We start from the raw sequence: 10,838 nt of genomic DNA, 5'->3' as shown, positions 1-10,838 counted from the left end.
GCACCCGGTCGCGCCCTCGCCGGCCCCGGCCGGTCCACCGCCCGCCCGCCGCACCGGGGGGAGCCGCCGTCGCGCTGCGCCACCACCCGGGCACGGTCCGCACCCGGACGAATGACTGACGGACCGTCAGCTCCGGGCCTGCGATATCCGGTGGATCGCGGCGCCCCGCTCCCCCAGACTGTCCCGGTGCCCGGCCGCGGTGCGCATCAAAGCCCGTAGGCTGGGCAGGTAGGGACCATGGGGCGAGGCGTTCCATGGGAGACGAGAGGTTCGACAGTCGGCAGCCGGCCCGTCGGCGCCCCGGCAGGCCAGCCGGGGCGGCGCAGGTCCGACCGCCGACCGGAGGGAGACGCTGGGTGATCGAGCTGGAAGATGTTCCCGAGTTGATCGACCCGGTGATGGTCTGCGCCTTCGAGGGCTGGAACGACGCGGGCGACGCCGCCTCCGCGGCTCTGGCGCATCTGGACGAGACCTGGGGCGGCAAGGTGTTCGCCGCCCTGGACGCGGAGGACTACTACGACTTCCAGGTCAACCGGCCCACGGTCTGGCTGGACGGCGGCATCCGCCGGATCACCTGGCCGACCACCCGGCTCTCGGTGATCCGGGTGACGGAACCGACGACCAGGGACGTCGTGCTGGTCCGCGGCATCGAGCCGAGCATGCGCTGGCGCTCGTTCTGCAACGAGCTGCTGGGCTTCGCGCACGAGCTGGGCGTCGAGCTGGTGGTGATCCTGGGCGCGCTGCTCGGCGACACCCCGCACAGCCGCCCGGTGCCGGTCAGCGGGGTCACCTCCGACCCGGAGCTGGCCCGCCGGCTGGACCTGGAGGAGAGCCGCTACGAGGGCCCCACCGGCATCGTCGGGGTGCTCCAGGAGGCCTGCACCCACGCCGGGGTGCCGGCCGTGACGCTCTGGGCCGCGGTGCCGCACTACGTCTCGCAGCCGCCGAACCCGAAGGCCACGCTGGCCCTGATCAACAAGCTGGAGGACCTGCTGGACCTGCGCATCCCGCCGGGCGAGCTCGCCGAGGATGCCCGGGCCTGGCAGCTCGGCGTGGACCAGCTGGCCGCCGAGGACAGCGAGGTGGCCGAGTACGTCCAGCAGCTGGAGGAGGCGCAGGACACCGCGGAGCTGCCGGAGGCCTCCGGCGACGCCATCGCCCGCGAGTTCGAGCGCTACCTGCGCCGCCGGGAGAACGTCGGGCCGACCGGCGAGAAGCCGGTGGCGGGGCACGCCACGGCGGAGCGGCCGGCCGATCCGGAGGCACCGGGCGGCGCCCGGGAGAGCCAGGACGGCGCCGAGGAGGAGTGACCACCGTACGGGCGAAGGGGCGTCAGGACACCTGGTCCTGACGCCCCTTCGGTGTGTGGTGCGGGGTTACAGCGCGACGCCGAGCAGGGCGTCCACGGTGCGGGTCACCAGGCCGGGCGCGCCGGTGTCGGTGCCGCCCTCGGCCTCCTGCCGGTCCGCCCAGCGGTCGACCGCGGCCAGCGCGGCGGGCGCGTCCAGGTCGTTCGCGAGCGCCTCGCGCACCTGGGCGAGCAGCTGCTCGGCCGCCGGACCGTCCGGGCGGGAGACCGCGGCACGCCAGCGGGCGAGGCGCTCGACGGCCTCGTCCAGGGTGCTCTTGGTCCACTCCCAGTCCGCGCGGTAGTGGTGCGAGAGCAGCGCCAGGCGGATCGCCGCCGGGTCGACGCCCTCGCGGCGCAGCGCCGAGACGAAGACCAGGTTGCCGCGGGACTTGGACATCTTGTGGCCGTCCAGGGCGACCATGCCGGCGTGCACGTACGCCTTGGCGTACGGGTGGGTGCCGGTGGCGACCTGGGCGTGCGCGGCGCCCATCTCGTGGTGCGGGAAAGAGAGGTCGCTGCCGCCGCCCTGGATGTCGAAGGACATGCCGAGGTACTGCAGCGCGATGGCGACGCACTCGATGTGCCAGCCGGGGCGACCGTGGCCGAGCTCGGTGTCCCAGGCGGGCTCGCCCGGGCGGGCGGCCAGCCAGAGCAGGGCGTCCAGCGGGTTGCGCTTGCCGGGGCGGTCCGGGTCGCCGCCGCGCTCGGCGAAGACCGGGCGCATGGCCTCGTGGGTGAGGCCGGAGACCTCGCCGAAGTGCGGGTCGGCGTCGACCGAGAAGTAGATGTCGCCGTCCACCTGGTAGGCGGCGCCGGAGGCCAGCAGCTTCTGGACGATCGGGACGATCCACGGGATCGACTCGACGGCGCCGATGTAGTGGGCCGGCGGGAGCATGCGCAGTGCGGTCATGTCCTCGCGGAACAGGGCCGTCTCGCGCTCGGCCAGGGCTGTCCAGTCCTGGCCGGTCTCGACCGCACGGGCGAGCAGCGGGTCGTCGACGTCGGTCACGTTCTGGATGTACAGGACGTCGTGGCCGGCGTCCTTCCAGACGCGCTGCACCAGGTCGAACGCGTTGTAGGTGGCGGCGTGGCCCATGTGGGTCGCGTCGTAGGGGGTGATGCCGCAGACGTAGATCCGGGCGGTGCCGTCCTGCGGCACGACCTCCCGGACTGTGCCCGCTGCGGTGTCGTGGATACGGAGGGGGAGCCCCTGACCAGGCAGGGCGGGAACCTCGGAGGCGGGCCAGGCATGCATGGAAACAACTTTAACCTTGCGAACATTTGAAAGCCTAACCAGTACGAAAGATCGACTGGATTCGCTTCCTGCCATTGCCCGACGGTTCCGCGACTGGTATCGCACGGAACCATGCCTGGATCCGGGCATGGTTGAGCGCCCGGTCGGCCCTGCCGCCGACCGGGCGCCCGGCCCCTCGGGCGACGCGGCCGGAGCCGCTACGACCGCTGCCAGAGGGCCGGCACGTTCGGCGGCTCCCAGCCCACCATGGCGGTGTGCGCCTGGAGGCAGGTGTAGGAGACGCCGGAGTAGGTCACGCGGTCGCCCGCGTTGTACGAGGCCCCCGGGGCCCAGGTGCCGCCCGGCGGCGTGGTGGGGCCGCCGGTGGAGGTGGCGGTGGGCGTGGGCGTCGGGCTCGGCGTGGTCTGCGGAACGTTCAGCACGAAGTCGAAGCTGCCTTCGCGGGTCTGGCCGTTCTGGCGGACGTTCATCAGCAGCCGGGCGTCGTAGATGGTGTCCGTGCTGTTACGCGGCTCCCCCGGGAAGTACAGCTGGGTGGTGACGATCGGGCGGCCGGGGGCCTGGAGCTTGACGTGGATGTGCCGGGTGCGGCCCGGGTAGAGGCCGGGCACGATGGTGTCCAGCCTGAAGGCGCCGTTGGCGTCGGTGAACTGGTGGCCGCGGAAGGTGTAGCCGCTGTTGTCGTAGTTGCCGCCGTCGTCGGCCTGCCAGAAGTCCAGCAGCACGCCGGAGATGGGCCGGCAGGCACGGCCGAAGACGTAGCCGCTGACGACCAGGCGGGTGCCGGGTCCGTCGTTGACCATCGAGCTGCGCAGCGGGGAGTTGGGCTTGAAGTACGGCCCTTCGGTCTGTTCGATGGTGGGGGCGTCCCCGTCGTGGCACTCGGGGGTGAAGCCGAGCGGTTCGCCGTTTCCGATCCGGTCCCGGGCCAGTGCGACTCCGCCGCCGACCAGCAGCGGGGCAGCCCCCAGCGCGGCGGCGGCCTTCAGGACGGTCTTGCGGCTGATCATGCCGTCGGACGTGGGCATACGCCGTCTCCTTCTCGTGAGGCGGGGGTGGGGGCGGCCCTTGCCATGGTGGGGGCATGACAAGGACCGGACCGGTCGACCCGCCCTCGCGCGCCGGACCGGCCGCCGGTGGCCAGCAGCAAAGTTACGGGCCGTCCGGCGCCACCGCGATGGACATGATCCGGGGATCGTGGTGATTTCCGTCGACCCTGGCCCGGAACTCCCCCGGGGTCATTCCGGTCTCCCGACGGAAGAACCGGCAGAAGTACGCCGGGTCGACGAAGCCGGCCTCTTTGGATATCTGACGGATCGTCAAATCCGTGCAGGCGAGCAGCCGCTTGGCCTCCAGGGTCTGCTGGCGGCGGATCAGTCCGCCGGGGGTTCGGCCGGTGGCCTGCTTCACCAGGGTCTGCAAGTGCCCCGGAGAGACGCCGAGTTCCTGCGCGGTGGAGGCCACCGAGTGCCGCACCCCGCCCGGCCGGGCGATCAACCGGGTGAAGGCGGCGGCCACTTCGACCGAACGACCGGGCACCGCCGGACGGTCGGCCGGGGCACAGGCGCGCAGCGCCCGGACGATCAGGATGTGCAGGCTGGCCCGCAGCACACCCTGGTAGCCGGGCGCCCTGGTCCGGTACTCGCACTCCATGTCGGCGAGCAGCGCGGCGATCGCGTCGGCCTGGTCGCCGAGCGCGAGGGCCGGGCGGGTGGCCAGGGCCCGCAGGGCGGCGAGGTCCTGGGGGTGGCCGAGCAGGAAGTCCTCGTTGAACAGGACGACCCGGCCGGCCAGCTCCTCGGCGTCCGCCCAGTAGTGCACCTGGCCCGGAGTGATCACGCACAACTGCGGTGGTGCCAGCGGCCGGTGGACGAGGTCCAGGACGTGGGCGCCGTGACCGCCGGTGACGTGGACGATCTCGTAGAACGAGTGCCGGTGGGGGAAGCCGGCCCGGGAGAGCGGGCCGATCGCGTCGAAGCCGCCGATGGCGAAGGGGAGCAGCTGGGGCAGCGGGACCTGTAACCGGTGCAACGGCAGGTCCGGCGTGGTTCGGGGGGTGGGGGTGGTCCGTCGCACATCCATCGGAGCAGTGTGCGACCTGTTCCGGGGACAGGTCCAGACCATCTGCTGCCGTTTTCGAGGACAGGTCCAGACCACCGGCGTTCCAGGGCGGCGGCCCGGCCCCGCCGGCACCGGCCTCCGGGACGGTCCGGCCTCCGGTACCCCGGCTACACCGGCGGCCAGGGGATCGCGGGCCAGTCCTCGGGCGGCAGCGGGTGCCGGCCGGAGCCGCGCAGCCCGGCCACCCGGGCCCGGGTCGCGTCCAGCTCGGCCGCCGTCAGGTGCGGGGCGAGGCGCTCGGCAAGCTCGCCGTCCAGTTGCTCGGCCAGCCGGGCCAGCACCTCCAGCGCCTCGGTGGGCAGCGGGTCGCCGGCCCAGCCCCAGAGCAGAGTGCGCAGCTTGTCCTCGGTGTTGAAGGTGACGCCGTGGTCGATGCCGTACACCCGGCCGTCGGCTGCCGGGATCAGGTGGCCGCCCTTGCGGTCGGCGTTGTTGAGCACCGCGTCCAGCACGGCGAGCCGGCGCAGCCGCCGGTCGTCGTGGTGCACCAGCAGGGCCGTCCGCCCGCCCTCGACCTCGGCCCGGACGATCGGCAGCCAGCCCGACTCCGGTCCGCGCGGGTCCTGGAGCGCGAGCAGCGGCTCGGCCTGCGGGTCCGGCTCGACCCACAGCTGCACCATGCCGGGCCCGTGCGGACCCTCGCGCAGCACGGTGGGAGGGATCAGCGCCCAGCCTGTCGCGGCGGACAGTTCGTACGCGGCGACCTCCCGGCCGGCCAGCGTGCCGTCCGGGAAGTCCCACAGCGGGCGCTCGCCGGCCACCGGCTTGTAGACGGCTTGGGCGCTCAGCGAACCGTGCGCCACCGTGCAGTACAGCGCGGCGTTGGAGGCCTCGGTGAGCCGGCCGTGCACCGTGAGCTCACCCTGGCGCAGCAGCGCGAGGGCGGTGGGCACGTCGGCGGCCAGCGCGGCGGCGGCCGTCGGGTCGGCCTGCGGTGGGGTGTCGGTGTTCAGCGCCGGTAGCCGTTCGCGCGCGGGCACAGGTGGCCCTCCGGGTCGAGCGGCAGGTTGCAGAACGGGCAGGGCTTGCGGCCGGCCGCGACCAGGTCGAGCGCGCGCTTGGCGAAGACCCGGGCCATCGCGCCGGACAGCCGCACCCGCAGCATGTCCGGGCCGTTCTCGTCGTCGGTGAAGACCGCCTCGGCGGCGTCCTCCTCCTCGTCCTCGATCAGCGCCTGCGCCTCGACCACCAGGCAGCTTTCCATGCTGTCCCAGGCCAGGGCCATGGTGCCGACCCGGAACTCCTGCTCCAGCGGGAGGTCCAGCGGAGCGGTGTCGAGCAGGTCCTTCGGGGCGGCGGCCGGGATGGCGGCGTCGCCGCCGCTGCGCCGCAGCGCCTCGTCCAGGACCTCCTCGATGCGCTCGGCGAGCGCCGCGACCTGGGTCTTCTCCAGCAGCACGCTGGTGATCCGGCCCCGGGCGCTGGCCTGAAGGTAGAACGCCCGGGCGCCGGGCTGGCCGACGGTGCCGGCCACGAACCGTTCGGGCTGGTCGTAGAAGAAGACCTGACGGGGCACGCTCTCGCTCCGGATCATGTCGGTCGGCGCGGTTCCGCCGGGGGCGGGTCGCGGCCGGATGGACTCGTTAGTCACCCTACGACCTTCGGGCTCCGGCCGGGGAGCCGAGCCGACGGCCGCGGGCGGGGGTGGCACCCGGGGAACCGGACGGTGCCGCCCCGGGCGGCCCGTCGGCGGCGGGCCTCAGGCGGTGCCGCCGACCACCGCGTCGCCGGCCGGGGTGGCCGCGCTCGGGCCGGGCCTGGGGGCGAGCGGGGCGAGGTCGCCGGTGTCGCCCATCCTCAGGACGAAGGGCCGCTGCGGGGTGTAGCGGATCGCGGTGACGGAACAGGGTTCGACACTGATGCGCTGGAAGTGGTCCAGGTGCAGCCCGAGCGCGTCGGCCACCACGGCCTTGATCACGTCCCCGTGCGAGCAGGCGATCCAGACCGCGTCCTCGCCGTGCTCGGCGGCGATCTTCTGGTTCCACTCGCGCACCGCGTCCACCGTACGGTGGCTCAGCTCGCGCAGCGACTCCCCGCCGGGGAAGGCGGCCGCGGCGGCGTGGTCCTGCACGGTGCGCCAGAGCGGCTCCTTGGCCAGCTCGGCCAGCGGGCGGCCGGTCCACTCGCCGTAGTGGCACTCCCCCAGCCGCTCGTCCTCGGCGGGCGGGCCCAGCTCGGGCCGGGCCGCCAGCAGCGGCTCCAGCGTCTGCCGGCAGCGCTCCAGCGGGCTGCTGACCGCCTGCACCAGCGGGATGCCGGCCAGTCGGCCGGCCAGCCCGGCGGCCTGCGCGCGCCCGGTGTCGTCGAGGTCCACGCCGGGCGTCCAACCGGCCAGGATTCCGGCGGTGTTCGCGGTGGAGCGGCCGTGGCGGACGAGCAGCAGGGTGGGCATGGGGTCAGCCTACGGCCTCCGGGCCCGGCCGTGGGCCCCGGTTCTCCGCCCGGCCCGACCCGGCGTCCGGCCCGGCCGCTGCGGGCCCGTGGACCGGTACCACCCGCATCCGTGCCGGACGGCCCCGTTCGGGTGACAATGGCCCGCATGATCGTCCACTGCGCCGCCTACCACGACGGCCGCCGGATCGAGGCCCCCGAGGACCTGGCCGGCGCGCTCGCCGCCGCCCGCGCGGCCGGCCCTGACGGCTTCGTCTGGATAGGCCTGTTCGAGCCCACCGCCGAGGAACTCGACCACGTCGGCAAGGAGTTCGCGCTGCACCCGCTGGCCGCCGAGGACGCCGTCAGCGCCCACCAGCGCCCCAAGGTGGAGGCCTACCAGGGCTCGCTGTTCGTCGCCCTGAAGACCCTCGGCTACTCCCCCGGCGGGCACGTCGTCACGGTCGGCGAGGTGATGGTCTTCCTCGGCCCGGACTTCGTCATGACCGTCCGGCACGGCGAGGACAGCCCGCTCGGCGGACTGCGGGCCACCCTGGAGCAGGAGCCCGAACTGCTGCGCTACGGGCCCAGCTCGGTGCTGCACTCGGTCTGCGACACCATCGTGGACGGCTACATGGACGTGGCCACCGCGCTCCAGAGCGAGCTGGACGAGCTGGAGGCGGACATCTTCTCCCCGGGCCGGGTCGGCCGCGACACCGCCGGACGGATCTACGGCTACAAGCGCCAGGTGATGTCCGTGCGCCGGGCCACCGGCCCGCTGCTGGAGCCGATGCTGTCCCTGGAGCGCGGCGCCCGCCTCGTCCGTACCGAGACCGCGCCCTACCTGCGGGACGTCGCCGACCACGTGGCCCGGGTGAACGACCAGGTCGACGGCATGGACCGGCTGCTGTCCGACATCCTGAGCGCCAACCTGGCGCAGGTCAGCGTGCAGCAGAACAACGACATGCGGAAGATCTCGGCCTGGGCGGCGCTGGCCGCCGTGCCGACCATGATCGCGGGCATCTACGGCATGAACTTCGACGACATGCCCGAGCTGCACCAGTCCTGGGGGTACCCGGCCGTGCTGGTGCTGATGCTGGTGGTCTGCCTGGTGCTGCACCGGGTGTTCAAGCGGCACGACTGGCTGTAGTGCCGCTTGCCCGTCCGCCGTCCGGTCAGGCCAGTCCGGCGCGCTCCAGCGCCTCGACGCCGGTGCGCAGCGCCTGGATCCGCTCGTCCAGGGTGAACCCGGCCGGGGCCAGGGTGAGCGTGCTGACGCCCGCCTCGGCGTAGGCCTGCATCCGGTCGGCGATCCGGGCGGTGTCGCCGATCAGCGAGGTGGCGTCGATCAGGTCGTGCGGGACGGCGGCCGCGGCGCCCGCGTAGTCCCTGGCCAGGTACTTCTCCTGGACCTCGTCGGCGGCCTGCTCGTAGCCCATCCGCCGGGCGAGCTGGTTGTAGAAGTTCTTCTCCTTGCTGCCCATGCCGCCGATGTACAGCGCGGCGTACGAGCGCAGGGCGTCGACGCCGGCCTTGATGTCCTCGCCGACCGCGAGGTTCACGGTCGGGCAGAGGTCGAAGCCCTCCAGCGTCTTCCCCGCCTTGGTGCGGCCGGCCGTCAGCGGGTCGAGGGAGAGCGCGGCGTGCTCGGGCGAGAAGAAGATGCCGAGCCAGCCGTCGGCGATCTCGCCGGTCAGTTCCAGGTTCTTCGGGCCGATCGCGGCGATGTACAGCGGGATGTGCTCGCGCACCGGGTGCACGGTGAGCTTGATCGGCTTGCCGGGGCCGCCGGGCAGCGGCAGCGTCCAGTGCGCGCCCTCGTGCACCAAGCGCTCGCGGGACATCGCCTTGCGGATGATCTCCACGTACTCGCGGGTGCGGGCGAGCGGCTTGTCGAACTTCACGCCGTACCAGCCCTCGGACACCTGCGGGCCGGAGACGCCGAGGCCGAGCCGGAACCGGCCGCCGGACAGGGTGTCCAGGGTCGCGGCGGTCATCGCGGTCATGGCCGGGGTGCGGGCCGGGATCTGGAAGATGGCCGAGCCGACGTCGATCCGCTCGGTCTTCGCGGCGACGAAGCTGAGCACCGTGGCGGCGTCCGAGCCGTACGCCTCCGCCGCCCAGCAGACCGAGTAGCCGAGCCGGTCCGCCTCCTGGGCCACGGCGATGTTGTCGGCGTCCATGCCGAGTCCCCAGTAGCCGAGGTTGATCCCGAGTCGCATCTGCCGCACCTTCCAGTGGGTTGGGGTTGTGGCGAGGGTAACCGCGCCTGCGCCGGTCATGCTACTGACCGGTAGGGGTGGGCTGGGTCACACTCGCCATGTTTCCGCCGCAGTGATCGTTCTGCGGGTCTGCACCCCTGTCCGCGCACCGGCCGCTACGCTCAGCCGACGTGGGGAGCACTCTCCCCACCTGCTCGTTTACAGGGCTGCCGGGCCTTCCGGGGCCACCGGCCAGTGGAGGGCCCGTCCGATGGAAAAGCGTCACCTCGGCCGTACCGGCCTCCAGGTCTCCCGGCTCGGCCTCGGCACCATGACGTGGGGCCGCGACACCGACGAGCACGAGGCCGCCGAGCAGCTCAAGGAGTTCGTCGACGCCGGCGGCAACCTGGTCGACACCGCCGACGTGTACGCGGACGGCGGCGCCGAGTACCTGCTCTCCCGGCTCACCGACAACCTGATCCCGCGCTCCGAGCTCGTCATCGCCACCAAGGCCGGCAGCGTCCCCGAGTCCGCCCGCCGCTTCGACGGCTCGCGCGGCCACCTGCTCGCCGCCCTGGACGCCTCGCTGCGCCGGCTCGGCACCGACTACGTCGACCTGTTGCAGGTGCACTCCTTCGACCCGGCGACCCCGGTCGAGGAGACCCTCAGCGCCCTCGACATCGCCGTCACCTCCGGGCGCGCCCGCTACGCCGGGGTCTGCGACTTCAGCGGCTGGCAGCTCGCCAAGGCCGCCACCTGGCAGCGCGCCCACCACGGGCGGGTGCCGCTGGCCGGGGCGCAGCTGGAGTACTCGCTGCTCCAGCGCGGCATCGAGCGGGAGGCGCTGCCCGCCGCGCTGGACGCCGGGGTCGGGGTGCTGGCCGGCTCGCCGCTCGGGCGCGGGGTGCTCACCGGCAAGTACCGGCACGGCGTCCCGCAGGACTCGCGCGGCGCCACGCCGTACCTGGCCGGGTTCGTCCAGCCGTACCTCGGGGAGCGCTCGCGGCGGATCGTGGACGCCCTCGCCACCGCCGCCGACGGGCTCGCCAGCAGCCCGCTGGCGGTCGCGCTGGCCTGGGTCCGGGACCGGCCCGGGGTGGCGAGTGCGCTGGTCGGGGCCCGGACGGTGGCGCAGCTGCAGGCGGCGCTGTCGGTGGAGGCGCTTACGCTTCCGGATGAGATCCGTGGTGCGCTGGACGACATCTCGTCGCCGGTGCACCGCTACCCGGACCAGGGGTGGACCGAGCTGTGACCCAGGGCCCGGGTTGTCGAGCAGAACCTGCAGTGGAGTGACCTTTGGAGCGGACGACGATGACTGACACGGGGAACGGCGCTCCGGAGGCGACCGACGGGGCCCAGCTGACCCCGGAGGAGAAGGCGGCGAAGTTCGCGGAGCTGGCGCAGCGGGTGCGGAGCATGGGCGGGCAGGGGCCGGAGCGCGGCGCTTCGGCACCGCGGGAACCGGTGCGGCAGCCCTCGGGGCCGGAGGCCCCCGTGGCGGACGCCACGGGCGGAGGCGGTCCGGCCGCTCCCGCCGCCC

Annotated in this window: 11 protein-coding genes; 4 read left to right on the top strand and 7 right to left on the bottom strand. The window is 73.5% G+C overall.

Features of this window, described 5'->3' with window-relative positions:
- Nucleotides 1-356: 356 nt before the first annotated feature.
- Nucleotides 357-1,310, top strand: coding sequence for a PAC2 family protein (locus KS423_RS26800; protein ID WP_224282336.1), 954 nt, complete (start codon nt 357-359; stop codon nt 1,308-1,310).
- Nucleotides 1,311-1,376: 66 nt separating this feature from the next.
- Here the strand turns inward: KS423_RS26800 and mshC are convergent, their stop codons facing one another.
- The 6 genes from mshC to KS423_RS26770 form a co-directional block, all read right to left on the bottom strand.
- Nucleotides 1,377-2,606 carry a cysteine--1-D-myo-inosityl 2-amino-2-deoxy-alpha-D-glucopyranoside ligase gene (gene mshC, locus KS423_RS26795; RefSeq protein ID WP_224282335.1) on the bottom strand — a complete coding sequence of 410 codons (1,230 nt, stop codon included), beginning with the start codon at nt 2,604-2,606 and terminating at the stop codon, nt 1,377-1,379.
- 197 nt (nt 2,607-2,803) lie between these two features.
- Nucleotides 2,804-3,634, bottom strand: coding sequence for a carbohydrate-binding protein (locus tag KS423_RS26790; RefSeq protein WP_224282334.1), 831 nt, complete (start codon nt 3,632-3,634; stop codon nt 2,804-2,806).
- A 124-nt stretch (nt 3,635-3,758) separates the two neighbouring features.
- Entirely contained in the window at nt 3,759-4,688 is a 930-nt protein-coding gene (locus tag KS423_RS26785; RefSeq protein WP_224282333.1) for an AraC family transcriptional regulator, read from the bottom strand.
- A gap of 146 nt (nt 4,689-4,834) precedes the next feature.
- Nucleotides 4,835-5,632: an SCO1664 family protein gene (locus KS423_RS26780; protein ID WP_224282338.1), complete on the bottom strand. Its 798-nt coding sequence runs from the start codon at nt 5,630-5,632 to the stop codon at nt 4,835-4,837.
- Nucleotides 5,633-5,676: 44 nt separating this feature from the next.
- Nucleotides 5,677-6,243 (bottom strand): DUF3090 domain-containing protein, encoded by a 567-nt coding sequence (locus tag KS423_RS26775; protein ID WP_224282337.1) that lies wholly within the window; start codon nt 6,241-6,243, stop codon nt 5,677-5,679.
- A gap of 183 nt (nt 6,244-6,426) precedes the next feature.
- Nucleotides 6,427-7,119 (bottom strand): histidine phosphatase family protein, encoded by a 693-nt coding sequence (locus KS423_RS26770; protein ID WP_224282332.1) that lies wholly within the window; start codon nt 7,117-7,119, stop codon nt 6,427-6,429.
- A 147-nt stretch (nt 7,120-7,266) separates the two neighbouring features.
- On the opposite strand from KS423_RS26770, the gene KS423_RS26765 reads away from it, so the two are divergent.
- On the top strand, nt 7,267-8,247 hold the full coding sequence (locus KS423_RS26765; protein WP_224282331.1) for a magnesium and cobalt transport protein CorA: 981 nt from the start codon (nt 7,267-7,269) through the stop codon (nt 8,245-8,247).
- A gap of 25 nt (nt 8,248-8,272) precedes the next feature.
- Here KS423_RS26765 and KS423_RS26760 read toward each other — a convergent pair whose 3' ends face one another.
- On the bottom strand, nt 8,273-9,319 hold the full coding sequence (locus KS423_RS26760) for an LLM class F420-dependent oxidoreductase (protein ID WP_224282330.1): 1,047 nt from the start codon (nt 9,317-9,319) through the stop codon (nt 8,273-8,275).
- 250 nt (nt 9,320-9,569) lie between these two features.
- On the opposite strand from KS423_RS26760, the gene KS423_RS26755 reads away from it, so the two are divergent.
- Nucleotides 9,570-10,550 (top strand): aldo/keto reductase, encoded by a 981-nt coding sequence (locus KS423_RS26755; RefSeq protein WP_224282329.1) that lies wholly within the window; start codon nt 9,570-9,572, stop codon nt 10,548-10,550.
- 59 nt (nt 10,551-10,609) lie between these two features.
- The coding region (locus KS423_RS26750; protein ID WP_224282328.1) for a hypothetical protein at nt 10,610-10,838 on the top strand (229 nt) is incomplete at its 3' end.

Origin of the sequence: Streptomyces sp. LS1784 (assembly GCF_020103755.1) — a bacterium.
Taxonomy (GTDB): domain Bacteria; phylum Actinomycetota; class Actinomycetes; order Streptomycetales; family Streptomycetaceae; genus Kitasatospora.
The sequence above is the reverse complement of the archived record's forward strand: the minus strand, read 5'-3'. Positions and strand labels throughout refer to the sequence as shown.